At 59.4% G+C, this 20,256-nt stretch carries 22 protein-coding genes and 1 pseudogene; 10 read left to right on the top strand and 13 right to left on the bottom strand.

Going from position 1 to position 20,256, the window contains the following annotated elements; translation table 11 throughout:
* The first annotated feature begins 125 nt into the window (after nt 1–125).
* Complete coding sequence (locus tag MEB48_RS24310; RefSeq protein WP_237886371.1) at nt 126–941, top strand: UDP-2,3-diacylglucosamine diphosphatase; 816 nt, start codon at nt 126–128, stop codon at nt 939–941.
* A gap of 109 nt (nt 942–1,050) precedes the next feature.
* On the opposite strand, the gene MEB48_RS24305 is transcribed toward MEB48_RS24310, so the two are convergent.
* The gene (locus MEB48_RS24305; RefSeq protein WP_237886370.1) at nt 1,051–1,641 is read right to left on the bottom strand and encodes an HD domain-containing protein; all 591 of its coding nucleotides are present in this window, start codon (nt 1,639–1,641) and stop codon (nt 1,051–1,053) included.
* A 91-nt stretch (nt 1,642–1,732) separates the two neighbouring features.
* The gene (locus MEB48_RS24300) at nt 1,733–2,044 is read right to left on the bottom strand and encodes a DUF962 domain-containing protein (protein WP_237886369.1); all 312 of its coding nucleotides are present in this window, start codon (nt 2,042–2,044) and stop codon (nt 1,733–1,735) included.
* Nucleotides 2,045–2,202: 158 nt separating this feature from the next.
* Here MEB48_RS24300 and MEB48_RS24295 point away from each other — a divergent pair, with 158 nt between their 5' ends.
* Entirely contained in the window at nt 2,203–3,264 is a 1,062-nt protein-coding gene (locus MEB48_RS24295; protein ID WP_237886368.1) for an AraC family transcriptional regulator, read from the top strand.
* Here the strand turns inward: MEB48_RS24295 and MEB48_RS24290 are convergent.
* On the bottom strand, nt 3,221–4,675 hold the full coding sequence (locus tag MEB48_RS24290; RefSeq protein ID WP_237886367.1) for a TrkH family potassium uptake protein: 1,455 nt from the start codon (nt 4,673–4,675) through the stop codon (nt 3,221–3,223). The two genes, MEB48_RS24295 and MEB48_RS24290, sit on opposite strands and share 44 nt — an antisense overlap.
* A gap of 122 nt (nt 4,676–4,797) precedes the next feature.
* Here MEB48_RS24290 and MEB48_RS24285 point away from each other — a divergent pair, with 122 nt between their 5' ends.
* The gene (locus tag MEB48_RS24285) at nt 4,798–5,364 is read left to right on the top strand and encodes an NAD(P)H nitroreductase (protein ID WP_237886366.1); all 567 of its coding nucleotides are present in this window, start codon (nt 4,798–4,800) and stop codon (nt 5,362–5,364) included.
* Between the two features lie 107 nt (nt 5,365–5,471).
* Here the strand turns inward: MEB48_RS24285 and MEB48_RS24275 are convergent, their stop codons facing one another.
* From MEB48_RS24275 to MEB48_RS24250, 6 genes are all read right to left on the bottom strand, one after another.
* The gene (locus MEB48_RS24275) at nt 5,472–6,812 is read right to left on the bottom strand and encodes a sensor histidine kinase (protein ID WP_237886365.1); all 1,341 of its coding nucleotides are present in this window, start codon (nt 6,810–6,812) and stop codon (nt 5,472–5,474) included.
* 269 nt (nt 6,813–7,081) lie between these two features.
* Nucleotides 7,082–7,531, bottom strand: coding sequence for a Spy/CpxP family protein refolding chaperone (locus MEB48_RS24270; RefSeq protein ID WP_237886364.1), 450 nt, complete (start codon nt 7,529–7,531; stop codon nt 7,082–7,084).
* A 222-nt stretch (nt 7,532–7,753) separates the two neighbouring features.
* On the bottom strand, nt 7,754–8,431 hold the full coding sequence (locus tag MEB48_RS24265; protein ID WP_008010984.1) for a response regulator transcription factor: 678 nt from the start codon (nt 8,429–8,431) through the stop codon (nt 7,754–7,756).
* Between the two features lie 7 nt (nt 8,432–8,438).
* On the bottom strand, nt 8,439–8,849 hold the full coding sequence (locus MEB48_RS24260; RefSeq protein WP_237886363.1) for a translation initiation factor 2: 411 nt from the start codon (nt 8,847–8,849) through the stop codon (nt 8,439–8,441).
* Nucleotides 8,850–8,959: 110 nt separating this feature from the next.
* Complete coding sequence (locus tag MEB48_RS24255; RefSeq protein WP_007984134.1) at nt 8,960–9,259, bottom strand: YciI family protein; 300 nt, start codon at nt 9,257–9,259, stop codon at nt 8,960–8,962.
* A gap of 1 nt (nt 9,260) precedes the next feature.
* A complete protein-coding gene (locus tag MEB48_RS24250; protein WP_095051713.1) occupies nt 9,261–9,857 on the bottom strand; it encodes a septation protein A in 597 nt (198 codons plus the stop codon).
* An 87-nt stretch (nt 9,858–9,944) separates the two neighbouring features.
* Between MEB48_RS24250 and MEB48_RS24245 the strand changes: the two genes are divergently transcribed.
* The 5 genes from MEB48_RS24245 (at nt 9,945) to rluB (ending at nt 14,857) form a co-directional block, all read left to right on the top strand.
* Nucleotides 9,945–10,808 carry a PHP domain-containing protein gene (locus tag MEB48_RS24245; protein WP_237886362.1) on the top strand — a complete coding sequence of 288 codons (864 nt, stop codon included), beginning with the start codon at nt 9,945–9,947 and terminating at the stop codon, nt 10,806–10,808.
* A 13-nt stretch (nt 10,809–10,821) separates the two neighbouring features.
* Nucleotides 10,822–11,451: an L-threonylcarbamoyladenylate synthase gene (locus MEB48_RS24240; RefSeq protein ID WP_237886361.1), complete on the top strand. Its 630-nt coding sequence runs from the start codon at nt 10,822–10,824 to the stop codon at nt 11,449–11,451.
* Between the two features lie 66 nt (nt 11,452–11,517).
* Nucleotides 11,518–12,276: a segregation and condensation protein A gene (locus tag MEB48_RS24235; RefSeq protein WP_371857402.1), complete on the top strand. Its 759-nt coding sequence runs from the start codon at nt 11,518–11,520 to the stop codon at nt 12,274–12,276.
* Between the two features lie 11 nt (nt 12,277–12,287).
* On the top strand, nt 12,288–13,265 hold the full coding sequence (gene scpB / locus MEB48_RS24230) for an SMC-Scp complex subunit ScpB (protein WP_237886360.1): 978 nt from the start codon (nt 12,288–12,290) through the stop codon (nt 13,263–13,265).
* A 329-nt stretch (nt 13,266–13,594) separates the two neighbouring features.
* Nucleotides 13,595–14,857, top strand: coding sequence for a 23S rRNA pseudouridine(2605) synthase RluB (rluB, locus tag MEB48_RS24225; protein ID WP_237886359.1), 1,263 nt, complete (start codon nt 13,595–13,597; stop codon nt 14,855–14,857).
* 183 nt (nt 14,858–15,040) lie between these two features.
* On the opposite strand, the pseudogene MEB48_RS24220 reads toward rluB, so the two are convergent.
* Nucleotides 15,041–15,397: pseudogene (locus tag MEB48_RS24220) on the bottom strand (leucyl aminopeptidase); the annotation flags it as partial.
* Nucleotides 15,398–16,178: 781 nt separating this feature from the next.
* Between MEB48_RS24220 and MEB48_RS24215 the strand changes: the two are divergent.
* On the top strand, nt 16,179–17,600 hold the full coding sequence (locus MEB48_RS24215; RefSeq protein WP_237886358.1) for an amino acid permease: 1,422 nt from the start codon (nt 16,179–16,181) through the stop codon (nt 17,598–17,600).
* 196 nt (nt 17,601–17,796) lie between these two features.
* Nucleotides 17,797–18,210, top strand: a complete 414-nt coding sequence (arfB, locus tag MEB48_RS24210) for an alternative ribosome rescue aminoacyl-tRNA hydrolase ArfB (protein ID WP_237886357.1) — start codon at nt 17,797–17,799, stop codon at nt 18,208–18,210.
* On the opposite strand, the gene MEB48_RS24205 is transcribed toward arfB, so the two are convergent.
* From MEB48_RS24205 to MEB48_RS29170, 3 genes are all read right to left on the bottom strand, one after another.
* Entirely contained in the window at nt 18,207–19,436 is a 1,230-nt protein-coding gene (locus MEB48_RS24205) for an MFS transporter (RefSeq protein WP_237886356.1), read from the bottom strand. The two genes, arfB and MEB48_RS24205, sit on opposite strands and share 4 nt — an antisense overlap.
* Nucleotides 19,437–19,540: 104 nt before the next feature.
* A complete protein-coding gene (locus MEB48_RS24200; protein ID WP_237886355.1) occupies nt 19,541–19,738 on the bottom strand; it encodes a hypothetical protein in 198 nt (65 codons plus the stop codon).
* Nucleotides 19,739–19,811: 73 nt separating this feature from the next.
* Nucleotides 19,812–19,943: a hypothetical protein gene (locus MEB48_RS29170; RefSeq protein ID WP_256584985.1), complete on the bottom strand. Its 132-nt coding sequence runs from the start codon at nt 19,941–19,943 to the stop codon at nt 19,812–19,814.
* Nucleotides 19,944–20,256 lie beyond the last annotated feature (313 nt).

Genomic DNA, 20,256 nt, shown 5'->3' with positions numbered 1-20,256 from the left:
TGGGCAGGTCGCCAGTCTACACCGGGTGCGGCCCGACTCGCGCTGTCACAAGATTGACTTGCCACTGTCATGGGCAATTCACCCGACCGGCGCAAGCTTGCCAAAACTTGTCCTGAGGGTTGCCCATGACCAGCGCCGAGCTCGCCAAACCCAGCCGTAAGCAACGTGTGCGGACCTTATGGATTTCCGATGTGCATCTGGGCACCCGGGATTGCCAGGCCGAACATCTGTCGCAGTTTCTCAAGGGCTACCACGCCGACAAGATCTACCTGGTCGGCGACATCATCGACGGCTGGAAACTGCGCAGCGGCATGTATTGGCCCCAGGCGCACACCAATGTCATCCGTCGCCTGCTGACCATGAGCAAGCGCGGCACGGAAGTGATCTACGTCACCGGCAACCATGACGAATTCCTGCGCCGTTATTCGAAGCTGATACTGGGCAATATCCAACTGGTGGACGAAGCCGTGCACGTGACCGCCGATGGCCGTCATCTGCTGGTGATTCACGGTGACCAGTTCGACGTGATCACCCGCTACCATCGCTGGCTGGCGTTTCTCGGCGATTCGGCCTACGAATTCACCCTGACGCTCAACCGTTGGCTTAACCATTGGCGTGCCCGTTATGGCTACGGTTACTGGTCGCTGTCGGCATACCTCAAGCACAAGGTCAAAACCGCCGTCAGCTTCATCAGCGATTTTGAAGAAGCCATCGCCCACGAATGCGTCAAACGCGAGCTGCACGGGGTGGTGTGCGGGCACATTCACCATGCCGAGATTCGCAAGGTCGGCGGGGTGGATTATCTCAATTGCGGGGATTGGGTGGAGTCGTGCACGGCGCTGATCGAGCATTGGGATGGCACGATCGAGTTGTATCGGTTGGCCGATGCCCAGGCGCGAGAGGCGGAGTTGAAGGCGGTGAAGGTCGCGGAGCCGGCGTGATCGATCCGACGCCTTCGCGGGCAAGCCTCGCTCCGGTACTGTGATCGCCGCATAATCTGTAGGAGCGAGGCTTGCCCGCGAAGGAGCCCGCCCGGACACCTCAGATCCATCAGGCTGGCGCGTGCTCTTCCATCGCCGCCTTGTAAATCGAGTTCTTCGGCTGCGCAAACAGCCGCTCCACCATCGGTTCGAAGAAGCTCAGCGGCAGCGTGTCGTACGCCGGATCAAACGCCGCCGCATCGTACCGGGCACAAAATTCGATGGTCGCCTGATACTGCGGATGACCGCTGAATTGCTCGCGCAAATGCCGGTTCATGCCCAAGTGATGGAAGAAGTAATAGCCCTGGAAAATCCCGTGCTTCTCTACCATCCACAAGTTCTCGGCACTGACGAAGGGCTTGAGGATCGCCGCCGCGATGTCCGGGTGATTGTAGGATCCCAGCGTGTCACCGATGTCATGGAGCAGGGCACAGACAACGTACTCTTCGTCGCGACCATCGCGCCAGGCGCGGCTGGCGGTTTGCAGGGAATGGGTCAGACGATCCACCGGGAAACCGCCGAAATCCCCCTCCAGTAACTTCAGATGCGCCACGATCCGTTTGGGCAATTGCCGGGCATAGGCACTGAAATCTGCGGCGATGATCGCCCAGTCTTCCTGCGTGCCGTCCTGCATATGGGTAAAACGGGCATGGACATTCATCGGCTATCCTTTTGTTCTGATCGAAAGGGACACGTTGAGTGTAGGAGTTGGATCCAATGCTGCATTGGCTGGCTCAAGACGCCAATGGAGCCTAGAACGCCACGCGACCCAGAATCATGTCGCGGTACATGACGAAATCGCCGAGCAGGCTGTAAAGAGGATGCGCAAAGGTGGCAGGGCGATTCTTCTCGAAGAAGAAATGCCCGAACCAGGCGAAGCTGTAACCGGCTAGCGGCAGCGCCAGCAACATCAACCATGCGCCTTTGGCGATAGTCAGCGCCAGAAAGAAAATAACCAGTGAGGTGCCAACAAAGTGCAATCGTCGACAGGTACTGTTGCGGTGTTCGCTGAGGTAATACGGGTAAAACTCAGCGAAGCTGTTGAAACGTTTGATGTTTTCCACGACTGCGATCTCTGTGGTTACATTACCCGCTACAAGTTGTTCAGCGGCTAGCTTATTTAAGTCTAGAGTGATCATTGGTATCAGCCAGTGACAATAGGCGCCACTTTAGTATCCTTGGGTATTGGGTCGTGGCATGCGGCCATCACGTAGTAAACGCCATGAGCGAACGAACGACTTCTGCAAGCTGGGCGATGGGGATTGTCAAAGCACTGGAAATGGACGGCCTGGATTGCCGGGTTCTGTTCAAGCAGCTAGGGCTCGACTATGCGGCACTGGATGATCCGGATGCGCGCTTCCCGCAAGATTCCATGACGCGGCTCTGGCAGCGCGCGGTCGAGCTGTCCGGCAACCCGGCGATCGGCCTGAACATGGGCAAGGTGGTGCGACCGGCGTCCTTCCATGTCGCCGGTTATGCCTTGATGTCCAGCCAGACCCTGGCCGAGGGCTTTCAACGTCTGGTGCGTTATCAGCGAATCATCGCTGAAAGTGCTGACTTGAGTTTCCGATTGCTGGATGAGGGTTATGCGCTGATTCTGACGGTCCATGGCGATCACCTGCCGCCGACCCGACAGAGTGCCGAAGCATCAATGGCCTGCGCCCTGGCACTTTGCGGCTGGCTGACCGGCCGCACGCTCCAGCCGCGTAAAGTCTTGCTGCAAGGCGATGATCCCGTTGATCTTGAACCTTATAAACAAGCCTTTCATGCCCCGTTGATGTTCAACGCGCCTTATGATGCCTTGATCTTCGAGCGCGCCGACATGGAGGCACCGCTACCCACCGCCAACGAGGCCATGGCGCGGTTGCATGACCGGTTTGCCGGCGAGTATTTGGCGCGGTTTTCCGAGAGCCGCGTGACCCACAATGCGCGGCAGGTGTTATGCCGTCTGCTGCCTCAGGGCGAACCCAAGCGCGATGCGGTGGCCCAGGCGCTGCACTTGTCGCAACGCACCTTGCAGCGTCGCTTGCAGGAAGAGGGCACGAGTTTTCAGACGTTGCTGGATGACACCCGACGTGAACTGGCCGAGCAATACCTGGCGCAACCGAACTTGACCCTGCTGGAAGTTGCCTACTTGCTGGGTTTTGCCGATCCGAGCAACTTCTTCCGCGCCTTCCGACGCTGGTTCGATTCCACCCCCGGCGAATACCGGACGCGGCTGATGGAAGCGCCCATGACGATTAGTGACGCCAGAACGCCGGGATACACAGAACAAACACCGTAATGATCTCCAATCGGCCCAGCAGCATGCCGAATGAGAGAATCCATTTTGCGGCATCCGGCAGGCTGGCGAAATTGCCTGCCGGGCCGATTGTTTCGCCGAGCCCCGGACCGACGCCGGACACCGTGGCGGCCGCGCCGGTAAGCGCTGTCATCCAGTCCACGCCCAGCAGCGACAGCAGCAGCGCGATGACGCAAATGGTGATGGCAAAGAAGAACGAAAAGGTCAGGATCGAGCGCACGATCTCTTCGTCGAGACGGTGGCCGTTGTACTTCTGCTTGATCACCGCGCGCGGGTGAATCAACTGGTTAAGGTTGGCCTTGAGCAGAATGTAGGCAACCTGGAAGCGGAAAATCTTGATCCCGCCAGCGGTCGAACCCGAGCAGCCGCCAACAAACCCCAGATAAAAGAACAGCATCAGTGAGAAATTGCCCCAGAGGCTGTAGTCCCCCAGTGCAAAACCGGTAGTGGTCACCACCGATGTCACGTTCAGCGCCACATGCCGCAAGGCCTCCAGCCAGTGCAGCTGAGTAGTCCACCAGTACCAGGTGCCGAGCACTAGCCAGGTCACCAGCAACATGCCGAGCAGGCCTTGAACCTGTTCATCCTTGATCAGCGCCCGACGGTTACCGCGCAGGGTCGCTACGTACAGGGTGAACGGCAGGGCACCGAGAATCATGATGACGACGGCGACCCAATGCACCGCAGGCTCCGGCCATTTGGCCAACGACTGGTCGGAGGTCGAGAAACCACCGGTGGAAATCGCCGACATCGCGTGATTGATTGCATCGAACGGGCTCATTCCGGCCCACCAGAACGCCAGGCTGCCGAAAATGGTGATGCCGACGTAGGCCGCAACGATCAAACGCGCCACCATATGCGAACGGGGCATGACCTTTTCGGAACGGTCCGACGACTCGGTCTGAAACAGCCGCATGCCACCGATGCGCAGCAATGGCAGAATCGCTACCGCCATACCGATAAAACCGATGCCGCCGATCCAGTGCAGCAATGAGCGCCACATCAGGATGCCGGGGGACATGCTGTCCAGGCCAGTAAGCACCGTCGCACCGGTGGCGGTGATGCCGGACATGCTTTCGAAGAATGAGTCGGTGTAGCTGATGTGTTGGGTCAGCAGGAAGGGCAGGGCGGCGAAGATGCACACTACCAGCCAGCTGCTGACGGTCAACAGGTACATGTCTCGCGGACGCAGATGGATGTGCTCGGGGCGTCCGGGTATTACCAGGGCCAGGCCGGCGACAAAGGTGATCATGCTGGCCCAGAGGAACGACGGCAGATCGCTGGTGCGTTCGAAGATCACCAGCGTGGCCATGGGCACGACCATGGCGATGGCCAGTGTGATCAGGAAGATGCCGATGATGAAACCAATGATCCGTAAGGTCGGCAACGCCATGAAGTCCGCTCGGGCTGATAGTGGGAAGGGCGCCATTCTACCTGCGGGGCAGGGCATGTAAACCGGCAGCCTTGTGGTAGATACCGCTAGAATAGCCAGACATTTTCTACAGGAGGTGGCCGATGCAGGCTCTCGACGCTTTGCTCAACCGTGTTTCCGTCCCACGACTGCTCGATCCGGCGCCCACTGCCGAGCAACGGGAAGTGCTGTTTGCCGCCGCGATGCGCGCGCCAGACCATGGCCATTTGCAGCCTTGGCGCTTCCTGACAGTCGAAGGCGCGGCGCGCGAGCAAATGGGCGAGTTGCTGGCCGAAGCGGCGAAGCTACAAAACAGTGATGTGCCCGAGGCCTTGCTGGACAAGGCGCGCAACGGCCCGTTGCGTGCTCCACTGGTGGTTGTAGTGATTGCGCGTTTGCAGGAGCACGTCAAAGTGCCGAAGTCCGAGCAACTGTTAGCGGCGGGTTGTGCCGCTCATGGGATTTTGCTGGCGGCCTATGCGCAAGGCATTGGCGCGGTATGGCGTACCGGTGAACTGGCTTATTCGGCGCATGTGGCCAAAGGCTTGGGATTGGCGGAAGGGGAAGAGGTGATTGCGTTTCTTTACCTTGGTACACCGCAGAAAGAACCGCGTATTGCGGAGAAAGTTGATTTGACCGAGTTCGTTAGCGCCTGGCCTGGCAAGTCCTGAAGATGTAGATTCAATGTGGGAGCGGGCTTGCTCGCGAAAGCGGTGTGTCAGGCAACGATGATGTCGACTGACACTCCGTCTTCGCGAGCAAGCCCGCTCCCACAGGTTCAGGGTTGAACCACGGCCCCCGGCACCAGCGGCAACTCCAGGCTGGCAATAAACCCGCCCTGCGGGTGATTGGCCAGCACCAGACTGCCGCCATGCCGCTCCGCTGCCCGGCGCGCAATGGCCAACCCCAGGCCATGCCCGGCCGCTGTCTGCCCGGGTGCCCGATAGAACGGTTCTCCCAGCTGATTCAAATGCTCGGCCTCTACACCGGGGCCGTGATCGCGCACGCTGACCACAATCCTGTCGCCCTGGCGCAACGCCTGCATTTCGATCGGTTGCCCGACCGGGTTAAAGCGCTGGGCATTGCGCAGCAGGTTGTCCACGGCGCGCTCGATCATGGTCGGCCAGCCTCTGAGGTTCAGTTGCGGCTCGGCATCAAGGCGCACGTTCTGCTCTGGCAGGCCCAACTGCGCATCTTTTTGCAGGGTATTGAGCAGCGCATTGAGGTCCACTTCTTCGGCACTGGCGTTGTCGGCATCGACGCGCGCCAGCACCAGGATTTCGCTGATCAGCGCTTCCAGTCGATCGCACTCACGGGTCAGGCGTGGCCAGAGTTTTTCCCGCTCCTCAGGATTGGCCCGCTCGGCCAGTGCCAAGGCAATGCGCAGTCGGGCCAGGGGGGAACGCAACTCGTGAGACACGTCCCGCAACAATTGGCGCTGGCTGCCGATCAGACTTTGCAGGCGCGCGCCCATGCGGTTGAAGTCGTTGGCCAGCACACCGAACTCATCGCGGCGGTTGGCCAGTTGCGCCAGGCTGTTCTGTTGATACGTTGTCTGCCCCAAGTCATGCACGGCGCTTCGTAAACGGCTCAGCGGTCGGGTGATGGAAAAGGTCACCAACAGGCTGAACAGGGTCAGCACCACCAGCGCGATGCCCAGTGCACTCAATGGCCAGAGCAGGCTTTCACGGTGCCAGGCATCCAGTTCCGGGTGCGGGACGCGATAGATCAGCAGATAGGTGTCGCCTGTCTTGGCGCTGGTGTATTCATCGGTCAGACGCCGCCACGGCAGGCGTCGATCATCGTTTTGCTGCCGTGCTTCGAAGGCTGCTGCACGCCGAGGGAAGGTGCCGCGGACCACCGGGTCACCGGCCTCGTTGAGCACTTGAACATTGATGTGATACTGACGCTTGCGCTGTTCCAGAATGTCCTGGGCAGCTTCTTCACCCTGGCTTTCGTAGGTTTGCGTCCACTGTTCGGCCAGGGTGTTGAGGCCCGGGTGGCGACTGAGAATCCACGCATCCTGGTTGAGCATATGCCCGAGCAGAATGGAAAGCCCTGCAACCAGAGCGATGGCCAGCCAGAAGCTGGCCAGGATACGCCAGAACAATGAACGCACAGAAAATCCTCAGCTAGCGCAAATCCATGTGGGAGCGGGCTTGCCCTAATGCCAGTCAGTTAGGCGGCGAAACCTGTGGGAGCGGGCTTGCTCGCGAAAGCGGTGGGTCAGGCAACATAAATGTTTACTGTGCCGCCGTCTTCGCGAGCAAGCCCGCTCCCACATGGATTGCGCTTAACTGACTGGCATTAGGGCTTGCCTGCTCCCACATTAAATCGAGAGGCAACAGACCCAACGGGGTTTAGCGGTTGGGTCCAGGGGTTAGCGCATTATTGCGCTTTTTGCGCTTGCTGCGCTTTCCAGGCCTTGAACTCGGCCCATTCGGCGCGACGCTCGGCCTTTTTCTTCTGGATCTCGTCGAATTGCTTCTGTTGATCCGGCTTCAGCAGTGCGCGAACGTCGGCTTCGGCTTTCTTGTGCCTGGCCTCCATCTCGTCTTTCAGGGCTTTCTGATCGGCTGGCGAGAGTTTTTCCAGGTACTTGTCGACCAATTGCCGACGCTCATGCATCTGCTCGCCCATGATCTTGCGAATCTGCTCGCGCTGTTCGCGGCTCAGGTCCAACTGGCTGTAAGGACCTTTACCGTGCATGCCGTGCATCTGATCGCCGTGGCGTGGGCCATCCATGTGATCACCCATCGGGCCTGCGCCTTCTGGCATGGCCATGGCAACGGTCGGCAGGGCGGCAGCAAACATCAAAGCGATAAGAGTCTTGCGCATGGTGTATCTCCTTGTCTCATTCCCGGTACGTTCCGGATGTGTGCAGATTACGGAGATCAAGGTCAGCGGCGGTCAGCGGAGCGTAAAGCTTGGGTAAAGACGGTTTTGTATCGTCAGAAATCTTGTAGGAGCCGGCTTGCCGGCGAAGCGGGCCTTCAGCCATGCGTCGCCAATGAAAACGTCTTCGCTGGCAAGCCAGCTTCTACAGGGGATCGCGTTGATTCAGAGGCTGTAATAGTAGCCGCGACTGCGCAGGGCCACGATGCGTGGGCGGCCGTCTGGGTGCGGGCCGATTTTTTTGCGCAGGTTACTCACGTGCATGTCCAGGCTGCGGTCGTACAGGGTCAGTTTGCGGCCGAGGGCGATTTGCGCCAGTTCCTGTTTATCCAGCGGTTCGCCAGGCTGCTTGAGCAAGGCTTCGAGCAGACGGCTTTCGGAGACGGTGAGGGTGAACTCCTGTTCATCGATGCTGACCACGCCACGCACCGGGCTGAAGCACAAGTCACCCAGTTCGAGCTGGCTGGAGACGGCCGTCGGATGACTGCGGCGCAACACTGCACGCAGGCGCGCTGTCAGTTCCCGTGGGTCGCACGGTTTGGCCAGGTAATCATCGGCACCGAGTTCCAGGCCGAGGATGCGGTCCAGCGGTTCGCCACGGGCCGAGAGCATCAGCACCGGCAAATCCGGATGATCGCTGCGCAGTTGCTTGAGCAGCTCAAGGCCACTGCCGTCCGGCAGCATCACGTCCAGCACCACGGCTGCCGGGGACGTTTCGGCCAGCGCCCGGCGCGCGCTCTGGCCATCGTGGCAGGCGCGGACCTGAAAGCCTTCCTGGCTTAGCCAACTACTCAGGAGCTCACACAGCTCCTGGTCATCATCAATTAATAACAGCTCGCTCATGACTCACTCAATTTAGCCATTGCCGACGTGTTCTACGTGCACCACTGGCGAAGATACCGCAGAGCAGGGCCAATAGCGCTACTCCGGCGCCAATAACGAACCACTGCTGTTGATCAGTCAGCAGCCGCGGCAGCGGGCTGGCCAGGGTTTCCTTGAGTTGCAGCTTCAGACGCTGATTCTCTTGGCGCAACCGGCTCAACTGGACGCTTTCGCGTTCGCCATCAGTATTTTGCAATTGTTTGCTCAGTACTTCTCGTTGCTGTTCGCTTGCCTTCAAGCGCTGTTGCAACTCGGTGATCTGGCTGCCGGCACTCAAGGACAGCGGCGTCGAACCGCCGCCTTCGGCACTTTCTTCACCGTGGGCGGGCGCCATGATCGACAACGTCACCAACATCAGACACAACGGACCTTTGCGCATCGCAACTCCTGATTCCAATACGGGTATTGGGCAGGTTGTCGGCAGGTAAACGAGAATAATGAGCGATTGAATGCGCGATGAGCCGACAAGGCTCATCGCGAGGCAGGACACTAGGGCAGGACTTGCTTGAACGGCTTGACCAGAACATTGGCGTAGACGCCAGCAGCGATATACGGATCGGCGTCGGCCCAAGCCTGGGCGGCGCTCAGCGAATCGAATTCAGCGACGATCAGGCTGCCGGTGAAACCCGCTGCGCCTGGATCATTGCTGTCGACCGCCGGGTGCGGGCCGGCCAGTACAATGCGACCTTCACCTTTGAGCACTTGCAGGCGCTCAAGGTGCGCAGGTCGTGCGGCCAGGCGAGCTTCCAGGGAATTGGCGACGTCTGTGGCAATGATTGCGTAAAGCATGTCAGTCCTCGGTTTTTGGCGTTGTGGTGTCGGCGTCGTGCAGGTGGCGGGACAGGTAAATGCCCTGGGCGACCAGGAACAGCAACGTCATGCCCAGGCTGCCGAAGACTTTGAAGTCGACCCAGTAGCTCTGGAACGTGAACGCAACGAACAGGTTGGCGGCGCCGCAAAACAGGAAAAACCCGATCCAGGCGATGTTCAGACGGGTCCAGACCGGTTCCGGCAGGGTCAGCGCGTGGCCCATGATGCGTTTGATCAGCAGTTGGTCACCGACGAAGTGGCTGCCGATGAACCCGAGGGCGAACAGCCAATTGACCACCGGGGCTTTCCATTTCAGGAAGGTCTCGCTGTGGAACGCCAGGGTCAGGCTACCGAAGACAAGGCAAGCGATGAGGGTCAGCCACTGGCTCTTCTCCAGCTTGCGCTGCTTGATGAACAGCGTGCCGTAAACCACCAAAGAGCTGATGATCAGCATCGCCGTGGCGCTGTAAATGCCACCGACAGTCAGTTGATGACCGCCAATGTCGACGACCCGTGGATCGATTTTGAAGACGATGAAAAACAGCAGAAGCGGGATGAAGTCGATGAATTGTTTCACAGTGGCAGCCAGAAGCAGGATGTGGCGGCATAATAACAAACATATTGACGCGCGATAGCGTCAGCTGATTTGAGGTTACACAGTCCTGTGAATGTTGATTTGCACTGCCATAGCACGGCTTCCGATGGCGCCCTGGCGCCTGCGGTACTGGTTGCGCGTGCGTTCGAGAAAGGCGTGCGAGTCCTGGCCTTGACCGATCACGACACCCTTGAAGGCCTCGCCGAGGCCCGTAGCGCCGCCACAGTGCTTGGGATGCAACTGGTCAATGGCGTCGAATTATCCTGCACCTGGGGCGGGGCGACGATTCATGTTTTGGGCTACGGTTTCGACGTCAATGCGCCGCCGTTGGTCGAGGCCATCGCAAAATTGCACGATGGCCGCTGGTTACGGTCCGAAGAAATAAGCCGCAAGTTGGCGTTGAAAGGCATGCCGGGGGCGCTTGACGGCGCCCGCGTCATTCAACAGGAGCTGGGCGACAGTGGTAATGCGCCGGCCCGTCCGCATTTCGCCGACTGGATGGTGCGCGAAGGTTTCGTCAAGGATCGCGCCGAAGCGTTCCGCAAATGGCTGGGCGCCGGCAAACTGGGCGACGTCAAACAACACTGGCCGACCCTGGAAGATACCGTTGAAACCCTGCGCGCCGCGGGTGCCTGGGTCAGCCTGGCGCATCCCTGGCACTACGATTTCACTCGCAGCAAGCGTCGCCGGCTGATTGCCGACTATATTCAAGCAGGGGGCCACGCGATAGAAGTGGTCAATGGTCATCAACCCGCCGAACAGGTGGGCAGCCTGGCGATTCTTGCCCGCGAGTTTGGTCTGCTGGTCAGCGCCGGCAGTGATTTTCATGGCCCTGGAGGCTGGTCCGAGATCGGTGAATACCGTCCGCTCCCGGAGGATCTGCCACCACTGTGGTGTCGATTCAAACATGACCCAATTATTGCCGTCGTCTGAACAGGTAGAGAATGTGAGTCAATTTTTCCAGATACATCCGGAAAACCCGCAAGCGCGCCTGATCAAACAGGCTGTCGAGATCATCCGCAACGGCGGGGTGGTGATTTATCCCACAGACTCGTCCTACGCCATTGGTTGCCAGATCGGCGACAAGAACGCCGTGGAGCGCGTGCGCCGGCTGCGTCAGCTGGATGAGAAGCACAACTTCGCGCTGATTTGCAGCGACCTGTCGCAGTTGGGGCTGTTCGCCAAGATCGATACCGGCACCTTCCGTGTGCTCAAGGCTCACTTGCCTGGCCCTTACACCTTCATTCTCAACGCCACCCGCGAAGTCCCGCGGCTGTTGTTGCACCCGAAAAAACGCACCATCGGCCTGCGTGTGCCAAGCCATCCGATTGCCCTGGCATTGCTGGAGGAGCTCGGCGAGCCGCTGATGAGCGTGACCCTGATCATGCCCGGCGACACCGACCCGATGAGCGATCCTTACGAAATGCGCCAGTTGCTCGAGCATCAGGTCGACCTGATCATCGACGGCGGTTTCGGCGGGATCAAGGCGTCCACCGTGATCAGCCTCGCCGACGGCGAGCCGGAAGTCATCCGCGTCGGTTGCGGCGATCCTGCGCCCTTCATGGCCGAGGCCTAGATGTCTGCAGTAGAACCAGAACCCATCGACAGCCAGGCCGGCGCCCAGCAAGAACTGCCTTTCGCCATGGTCTATGGCCAGGCAGTCATGGAAATGCCGCTGGATCTGTACATTCCGCCGGATGCGCTCGAGGTCTTTCTTGAGGCCTTCGAAGGTCCGCTCGACTTGCTGCTGTACCTGATCCGCAAACAGAACATCAACATCCTCGACATTCCGGTGGCGGAAATTACCCGGCAGTACATGGGCTATGTCGAGTTGATGCAGTCGGTGCGCCTGGAGCTGGCCGCCGAGTACTTGGTGATGGCCGCGATGCTCGCCGAGATCAAGTCGCGGATGTTGCTGCCGCGGGCTGAAACGATCGAAAACGAAGAAGACGATCCCCGCGCCGAACTGATCCGCCGCTTGCAGGAGTACGAACGCTTCAAGGCTGCCGCCGAAGGCATCGATGGTCTGAGCCGCGTCGGCCGCGACGTGGTGGTGCCCAAGCTCGATGCTCCGGAAGCCCGGGCGCGCAAACTGTTGCCGGATGTGAGACTGGCAGAGTTGCTGATGTCCATGGCCGAAGTCCTGCGGCGTGGCGACATGTTCGAAAGCCATCAGGTCAGCCGTGAAGCGCTGTCCACCCGCGAGCGCATGAGCGATGTGCTGGAACGGCTCAAGGGCGGTGGTTTTGTGCCGTTTGTCGAGTTGTTCACCGCTGAAGAAGGGCGCCTTGGGGTGGTGGTGACCTTTATGGCGATCCTCGAACTGGTCAAGGAATCCTTGGTCGAGCTGGTGCAGAATGAGCCGTTCGCGGCGATCCATGTCCGGGCCCGAGCCGAATAACGAGTTGAATCATGAACCTGACTGAACCCCGCGAGCTGGCGCCACTGCTTGAAGCCTTTCTGTTGGCCTCGGGAAAACCGCAATCGCTTGAACGCCTGTTCGAACTCTTCGAAGAAGGCGAGCGGCCCGAGCCACCGGTTTTCAAGAAAGCGCTGACGATTCTGGCCAAGTCCTGCGATGGCCGTGCTTTCGAGTTGAAGGAAGTGGCCTCCGGATATCGCCTGCAGATCCGCGAAAAGTTCGCGCCGTGGGTAGGACGTTTGTGGGAAGAGCGGCCGCAGCGTTACTCGCGGGCCATGCTCGAAACCATGGCGCTGATCGCCTATCGTCAGCCAATCACCCGGGGCGAGATCGAAGACGTGCGCGGCGTAGCGGTCAACAGCCACATCGTGAAAACCCTGCTGGAACGTGAGTGGATCCGCATCGTCGGTTACCGCGACGTGCCTGGCAAACCGGCAATGTTCGCCACCACCAAGGCGTTTCTCGATCACTTCAACCTGAAGAACCTCGACGACCTGCCGCCGCTTGCCGCACTGCGTGAGCTGGAGCTTGATCCTGTCCTCGAATTCGACGACGCGCCGGTGCCGCAAGGCTTGCAGGAACTGGCCGATGCCAGCGCCGAACCTGAGGAGCCCAAGGAAGAAACCAGTTTCCATACGTTGTTGCTGGAACTGGACACCATGGAAGAGGGGCTCAAGACCGATTTCGATGATTTGTTGCGGGATGGGGCGGTGAGCGAGAGCGAAGGGGAGTTGGCAGAGCCCGAGCCTGAAACCGAAGTTGAACCTCAGGCCGAGCCTGAAGCCGAAGTCGAAGGAGAGCAGGAAGACGATGTGCTTGGCGTTGCCGAGGCTCGCGAGAAACTCTTGGCCGCTGTCGCCGCCCTTGAACAACACAAGCCCGAGCCCGAGTTGACCGACGAAGAAGCCGAAGCCCGGGCCCTCGCCGAAGCGATCGAGGCAGAACGCCGCGAATTCGAAGACGATTAACCTGACTGATCGTTCCCACGCTCCGCGTGGTAATGCATCCCCTGACGCTCTGCGTCACAGCGGACGCGGAGCATCCGTGGCGGCATTCCCACGCAGAGCGTGGGAACGATCTCGGTGTTGTATGTGCCGACGTCATCGCGAGCAAGCTCGGCTCCTACACAAGGCCGGTCGGCGGAAAATCAAGTAAGTCTCCATCAATCAGCTAGTCTCTGATGCGCGAACGTCTCCATGAGCGTATGATTCGCGACCCTTTGGCGATCCCTTCGTCAAACGACCAGATTTCATATCTTCAGGCCATGCCTGAACAGACCACACCGGGAGGTGCCCAGATGAGTATCAACGACCAGAAAGACGACCAGGAAATCGGCCCAGCAGGCGAAAAGCTGCAGAAAGTCCTCGCCCGTATCGGCGTCGGCTCGCGCCGTGACGTAGAAGCCTGGATCAGCCACGGCCGCATCAAGGTCAATGGCAAAGATGCCACCCTAGGCCAGCGTGTCGACATGCATGACGCCATCACCATCGATGGCAAGGTGATCAAGCGCGAAGAAGCCGCCGAGTCGGTACGCCGTGTGATCATGTACAACAAGCCCGACGGTGAAATCTGCACCCGTGTCGACCCGGAAGGCCGTCCGACCGTGTTCGACAAGATGCCGCGCCCGAAAGAAGGTCGCTGGATCAACATCGGTCGTCTGGACATCAACACCACCGGTTTGCTGATGTTCACCACTGACGGTGAATTGGCCAACCGCCTGATGCATCCTTCCTACGAAATGGACCGTGAATACGCGGTACGTGTACGTGGTGAAGTCGACGACGAGATGATTGAGCGCCTGAAGGCAGGCGTGGTGCTCGAAGACGGCCCGGCCAAGTTCACCGACATCAAGCAGGCGCCGGGTGGCGAAGGTTTCAACCACTGGTACCACTGCGTGGTGATGGAAGGTCGTAACCGCGAAGTCCGACGTCTGTGGGAATCCCAAGGCCTGGTGGTCAGCCGTCTGAAGCGCGTGCGTTTCGGTCCGGTGTTCCTCAACTCCGACCTGCCGATGGGCCGCTGGCGCGAAATGAGCCAGTACGAAGTCGACATTCTGAGTGCCGAAGTCGGCCTGGCGCCGGTCGCGATGCCGCAGATGAACGCCAAGAGCAAGGACAAGCTCGATCGTATGCAGCGTAAGTCGTCGCGTCCGATGGGCAAGACCGAGCGCGTGCGGACCCTGCGTCCAGCCGCGGGTGCTCCTGCCACAGCCCGTGATTCTCGTGAGCCGCAGATCGAAGGCGAGCGTCCGGCCCGTAAGCCGGCGCCACGTCAGGATGGCGAGCGCGGCCCACGTACGCCGCGTCCGGCCAACGGTCGCACTGAGCGTGGCGAAGGTCGTGGTGCTCCGTCTGGTGGTCGTAGCGATCGCGGCGCGCCTGCCGGTCGTGGTACGCCCGTGGCAGACCGCCCGGCCGATACCAAGCGCCCAGCCAAGCCGGCGCCGAAGAAGCGCCCAGGCATCGTGCTGGTCGACCGTGACACGCCATCAGGCAAACGCCGCGGCGCACCAGCCGGTTCCGGCCAGCGTCCAGGCTTCGGTCGTCGCAAACCTGAGTGATCGGTAAGCACCAGATGAAAAACGCCATCCCTCGGGATGGCGTTTTTTTTTGAGGTTTGGTTTTAGTTTGATCGTTCCCACGCTCCGCGTGGGAATGCAGCCCGTGACGCTCCGCGTCACCTCTCGAAAGCGGACGCGGAGCGTCCATTGATGCATTCCCACGCGGAGCGTGGGAACGATCAGCTAGAAGACAAACCGCCCATCAAACACCGGCTCATCATCCAGCGCCAACACGCCACTGGAGAAGATCAGGTCCAGATGATGGCTACCCTTGGCTCCACCGCCCAGGCCAAGGTGCAAACCGCAATGGCGCTCCTCGAACCCGGCATTGCGCGCATACAGATCTTTCACGCCTTCGTTGGTGCCGATCCCCAACTCTTCGATTCGCCGATTGGACGGATTGGCGTCCAGGTACTTGTTGAAGTCATGTTCCAGCCCCGGCACATCGGTGGCGATTTTGCTGATGGTCGAGTTCTCGATCCACAATTCCAGCGGTGACGCTAATACGCCGTACTTGCGGGCAAATGGAATCGTGCTGAGGGCCTTGCAGCGCGTGAATGAACTCCGGGCCATCGGGACGCGGGTTGGGCAGATTCCATTTTTCGAGAGCCAATTTTCTTGGAAGCTTCCTATCGTCAATTTACAGTCAGTTGGCTTTTTGATCTGATTTGGAAAATTTACGTTACGCCTTGTCAAAAAAACCTTACGCAAAGCGCTCTTAAACCCCGTGGAATGCCGCGCGGGAAAGGTCTGTAAGGAAAACCTTCCGCCACCCGCCGGGTTTGTAGTCTTCAAGGGCTCTGGCACGCTTGTTTCAGCAGCACAGGAAGGGTGAGATGCGCCCCATGCCTGTCGTGCAGGTGCATAACAAGAAGGAGGCGCAATGAACGCCGTGACTCATCTCCATCTCTCCCCAAAGGGCGATTTCTCCGCTGCCCTTATCGATGACCTGCAAAGGTCTGACTCAATTTTTGCAGTCGCCCGAGACCCTCGAGGCGGACACAGGCAATCCCGGCAACCGACGCGCTGATCCAGCGGTGTCTGGCAGCAGGGGGTTACAGGTGTACAATGCGCCGCGTTTTAACTGTGACCCTCTGCGCAACAGCGCAAACCTCAAGGCTAGCCGCCTTGTTCACTCCGCCGCGTCACGAGCGTGTCGGGTTCGATTTCGTCACAGATAAAAACAAACAGGTGACGCATGACTGTCGTAAAAACGCTGAACTCCTGGTGCCTGCGCTGGGGTTTGATCGGCGCTGCTTGAAATCGCAACTGAGCAGCAACGTCTACTGAACATCATCAAACCTTGCGTGAGACCTTTTTCATGAGTGGACAAAACTCGCATTCAGGCGAGCTGAAACGCGGCCTGAAAAATCGCCATATTCAACTGATCGCCCTCGGTGGCGCGATCGGTACCGGGTTGTTCCTTGGCTCGGCCGGGGTGCTCAAATCCGCCGGCCCGTCGATGATCCTCGGCTACGCCATTTGCGGCTTCATCGCTTTCATGATCATGCGCCAACTCGGCGAAATGATCGTCGAAGAGCCGGTTGCCGGTTCCTTCAGCCACTTCGCCCACAAATATTGGGGCGGTTTTGCCGGCTTTCTGTCGGGCTGGAACTGCTGGATCCTGTACATTCTGGTGGGCATGTCCGAGCTGACAGCGGTCGGCAAATACATCCACTACTGGGCGCCGGATATCCCGACCTGGGTCTCGGCAGCCGGGTTCTTTGTATTGATCAACCTGATCAACCTGGCCAACGTCAAAGTCTTTGGCGAGGCCGAGTTCTGGTTTGCGATCATCAAGGTCGTGGCGATCGTCGGCATGATTGCCCTGGGCAGCTACTTGCTGGTCAGTGGCGACGGTGGCCCGCAAGCCTCGGTGACCAACCTGTGGGAACACGGCGGCTTCTTCCCGAATGGCGTCAGCGGTCTGGTGATGGCCATGGCGATCATCATGTTCTCCTTCGGCGGCCTGGAAATGCTCGGTTTCACCGCAGCTGAAGCCGACAAGCCGAAAACCGTGATCCCGAAAGCGATCAACCAGGTGATCTACCGGATCCTGATTTTCTACATCGGTGCGCTGGTGGTCCTGCTGTCGCTGACGCCTTGGGACAGCCTGCTGACGACGTTGAACGCGTCTGGCGATGCCTACAGCGGTAGCCCGTTCGTGCAAGTGTTCTCGATGCTCGGCAGTAACACCGCCGCGCACATCCTCAACTTCGTGGTCCTGACCGCGGCGCTGTCGGTGTACAACAGCGGCACCTACTGCAACAGCCGCATGCTGCTGGGCATGGCCGAGCAGGGCGATGCGCCGAAGGCTTTGTCGAAGATCGACAAGCGTGGCGTACCGGTGCGTTCGATCCTGGCGTCGGCTGCCGTGACCCTGGTCGCGGTGCTGCTGAACTATCTGGTTCCGCAACATGCACTGGAACTGTTGATGTCGTTGGTGGTGGCCACCCTGGTGATCAACTGGGCGATGATCAGCTTCTCGCACTTCAAGTTCCGTCAGCACATGGACAAGACCCAACAGACGCCATTGTTCAAGGCTCTTTGGTACCCGTACGGCAACTATGTTTGCCTGGCGTTCGTGGTGTTCATCCTTGGTGTGATGCTGCTGATCCCGGGCATCCAGATCTCGGTGTACGCGATTCCGGTGTGGGTCGCGTTCATGTGGGTCTGCTACGGCATCAAGAACAAGCGTAGCGCCCAGCAGGCGTTACAGGCAGCAGGTTCCGCTGCCAAGTAAGTGCAAAGTGCAGAAACAACGAACCCGGCCATGTGCCGGGTTTGTCATTTATGGGGTCCATACAAAATCCTGTAGGAGCGAGGCTTGCCCGCGAAGAAGACGCCGCGGTTTATCAGGCAAACCGCGTTATCGTTCTTCGCGGGCAAGCCTCGCTCCTACAAGGTATTCTGGTGGTCCTGATATCGGACTTTTTTCCATGCTGGTGATTTCCAACAACGTGCATATACCGGATGCCGAGATCGAGTTGACCGCCATTCGCGCCCAGGGCGCCGGTGGGCAAAATGTCAACAAGGTCTCCAGCGCCGTGCACCTGCGCTTCGACATTCCGGCCTCGTCCTTGCCCGAGTTCTACAAGGAGCGACTGCTGGCGCTGCGCGACAGTCGCATCACCAGTGAAGGCGTGTTGATCATCAAGGCCCAGCAATACCGGACGCAGGAGGCCAACCGCGCCGATGCGCTGGAGCGGCTGACCGAGTTGATCCTCAGCGCCACCAAAGTAGAAAAGAAACGCCGCCCGACCAAACCGACCCTCGGTTCGAAGAAGCGTCGTCTCGAATCCAAGACCAAACGCGGCAGCATCAAGGCTGGACGCGGCAAGGTGGATTTCTAGCGGGTGTCGCGTTCTTCGCGGTGCTTTTCATTAAGGTGCTTTTCATTAAAGTACTTCGGCGCTTGCCGGTACAAATAAAGGCTCAGTGCCAAACCACTCAGAGCGGCCAATGCGGCAAACAGGAAGATCGAGGCAAACCCGAATCCAGCCGCAATCGCACCCGCCAGCGGACCGGTAATCCCCAGCGACAAATCGATAAACAGTGAGTATGCCCCGACTGCCGCACCTCGGCTGGAGGCGGGCACCAGGTTGACCGCTTCCACGCCCAAGGCCGGGAACACCAGCGAGAAACCGAAACCGCTCAGCGCCGCGCCGGCCAGTGCCCAATGGGCATCCGGCGCCAGCCACAATAGCAACAACCCGAGGGTTTCCACCGAGAGGCAGGCAATCGCCACACGAAAGCCGCCGAGGCGGTTTATCAGATTGCCAAACAGCAGTCGCGCGCCAATGAAACTGGCGCCGAACAGGCTCAGGCATAGCACCGCATTGGACCACTGCTGAGTGGCGTAATACAGCGTGATGAAGGTAGCGATCGTGCCAAAGCCGATGGAGCCCAAGGCCAGACCGCAGCCATGAGGAAACACCCGTCCCAGTACATGCATGAAGGGCAGACGTTCGCCGGCGACAATCGGTGCCGCGGTTTTCGGCCAGGCCAGCGCCAGGCCCAGAACGGCCAGCAGCACGATGCTTACGCCCATGCTCCACAAACCCAATTGACCTACCAGCAACACCCCCAGCGGCGCGCCGACTGCCAGCGCGCCGTAACTGGCGATGCCGTTCCAGGAGATGACTTTGGCGGTATTCGCCGCGCCGACCCGGCCGATGCCCCAGCCGATTGACCCGGAACCGACCAGGCTTTCCGCGCTGCCGAGCACCAGTCGGCCGATCAACAGGCTGATCAGGCTCAACATCGGCAGGCTTTGCGTCCAGGCCGAAATCAACATGAATACACCGCTCAGGCCACAACCGGCGAGGCCATACATCACCGCCAGTTTGCTGCCCTTGTTATCGATGATGCGCCCGGCATAAGGGCGGCTGAGCAAGGTGGCGAGGTATTGCACGCTGATCACCAGTCCGGCGATCACGGCGCCGAAACCAAGATCGCTGTGGACATAGCTCGGCAATACGGCCAAGGGAATGCCGATATTCAGATAACCGATGAACGTGAACAGGACGATGGAAACGACTTGCAGCGTGACCGCCATGGGGCGCTGGTTTTCTGACATGGGTAAAGATCCACGGGAAAGCAGGATAGATAGGCTGCTTATGATAGCGGTGCGGGCGGTCGCGAGGCGTGGATAAAGTAAAACTATTTGCCGGACGGGGTGAGTCAGGGTTTGGCGGGGGCAATCAGTTGTGTCGTGACCAGGGCGGCCAAGGCATTTTCTTCGCTGCCGAAGCGGGCGAGCAGGGCGGCCTGTTTCTCCGGTGAAAGGCGGTTCCAGATATCGATCATTTTTTCGGCGGTGCCGATCAGGACGCTGGCCTGCAGCTCTTCATCAAAAGGAGGAGTGAATTCATCGGTCATGGGGAGGCTCAAGGTTCAGGCGGTGTGGAAAGCGCATATTAGCGCTTTCCACACGGTCTGGTCGTGCGGGGTATCAGTCTTCGCTGTCGGCCTGGCGGCGTTCAGGTGCTTCTTTCGTCTCGGGCTGTCGGGCACCGGCCTGTTGCGTGGTTGTCTGCTCAGTTTCGTGCAGGCTTGGGAAGGGGAGATTAGGGATCTCGTGCATGTCGCGCTCCTCGCTAAGTCTGTTGATAGATCTGGTAGATCCGCGCTTTTGAAAAAGCCTGCGCAGGATACAGCAGGAGAAATGACAAATAGACTTTTATATCCAATTGTTGCGACGGGTGGGATTGTCTAGACAGGTCAGCAAGAGAGGGCGACACCATTCAAATAATGAAATGGCTACCCCCGGCCCCCTGCGATTGCCCACTAAGCTTTCGCAGGGGGCCTATCGGAGACCGTTGCCATGAAAGTAGCTATTGCCGCCATCGACCTGGGAAAACACACCTTTCATCTGCATGCACAAGATGATCGTGGTC

Origin of the sequence: Pseudomonas sp. PGPR40, from assembly GCF_022014505.1 — a bacterium.
Classification (GTDB): Bacteria; Pseudomonadota; Gammaproteobacteria; order Pseudomonadales; family Pseudomonadaceae; genus Aquipseudomonas.
The sequence above is the reverse complement of the archived record's forward strand: the minus strand, read 5'-3'. Positions and strand labels throughout refer to the sequence as shown.

What these genes read in the sequence shown, in the direction of transcription:
- MEB48_RS24285 (WP_237886366.1), top strand. Translation starts at nt 4,798, where the DNA reads ATGCAGGCTCTCGACGCTTTGCTCAACCGTGTTTCCGTCCCACGACTG.
- MEB48_RS24205 (WP_237886356.1), bottom strand. Translation starts at nt 19,436, where the DNA reads ATGTCAGAAAACCAGCGCCCCATGGCGGTCACGCTGCAAGTCGTTTCC.
- MEB48_RS24270 (WP_237886364.1), bottom strand. Translation starts at nt 7,531, where the DNA reads ATGCGCAAGACTCTTATCGCTTTGATGTTTGCTGCCGCCCTGCCGACC.
- MEB48_RS24255 (WP_007984134.1), bottom strand. Translation starts at nt 9,259, where the DNA reads ATGCTTTACGCAATCATTGCCACAGACGTCGCCAATTCCCTGGAAGCT.
- MEB48_RS24295 (WP_237886368.1), top strand. Translation starts at nt 2,203, where the DNA reads ATGAGCGAACGAACGACTTCTGCAAGCTGGGCGATGGGGATTGTCAAA.
- MEB48_RS24235 (WP_371857402.1), top strand. Translation starts at nt 11,518, where the DNA reads ATGGTCTATGGCCAGGCAGTCATGGAAATGCCGCTGGATCTGTACATT.
- MEB48_RS24290 (WP_237886367.1), bottom strand. Translation starts at nt 4,675, where the DNA reads ATGGCGTTGCCGACCTTACGGATCATTGGTTTCATCATCGGCATCTTC.
- arfB (WP_237886357.1), top strand. Translation starts at nt 17,797, where the DNA reads ATGCTGGTGATTTCCAACAACGTGCATATACCGGATGCCGAGATCGAG.
- MEB48_RS24215 (WP_237886358.1), top strand. Translation starts at nt 16,179, where the DNA reads ATGAGTGGACAAAACTCGCATTCAGGCGAGCTGAAACGCGGCCTGAAA.
- MEB48_RS24265 (WP_008010984.1), bottom strand. Translation starts at nt 8,431, where the DNA reads ATGAGCGAGCTGTTATTAATTGATGATGACCAGGAGCTGTGTGAGCTC.
- MEB48_RS24200 (WP_237886355.1), bottom strand. Translation starts at nt 19,738, where the DNA reads ATGACCGATGAATTCACTCCTCCTTTTGATGAAGAGCTGCAGGCCAGC.
- rluB (WP_237886359.1), top strand. Translation starts at nt 13,595, where the DNA reads ATGAGTATCAACGACCAGAAAGACGACCAGGAAATCGGCCCAGCAGGC.
- MEB48_RS24260 (WP_237886363.1), bottom strand. Translation starts at nt 8,849, where the DNA reads ATGCGCAAAGGTCCGTTGTGTCTGATGTTGGTGACGTTGTCGATCATG.
- MEB48_RS24305 (WP_237886370.1), bottom strand. Translation starts at nt 1,641, where the DNA reads ATGAATGTCCATGCCCGTTTTACCCATATGCAGGACGGCACGCAGGAA.
- MEB48_RS24310 (WP_237886371.1), top strand. Translation starts at nt 126, where the DNA reads ATGACCAGCGCCGAGCTCGCCAAACCCAGCCGTAAGCAACGTGTGCGG.
- scpB (WP_237886360.1), top strand. Translation starts at nt 12,288, where the DNA reads ATGAACCTGACTGAACCCCGCGAGCTGGCGCCACTGCTTGAAGCCTTT.
- MEB48_RS29170 (WP_256584985.1), bottom strand. Translation starts at nt 19,943, where the DNA reads ATGCACGAGATCCCTAATCTCCCCTTCCCAAGCCTGCACGAAACTGAG.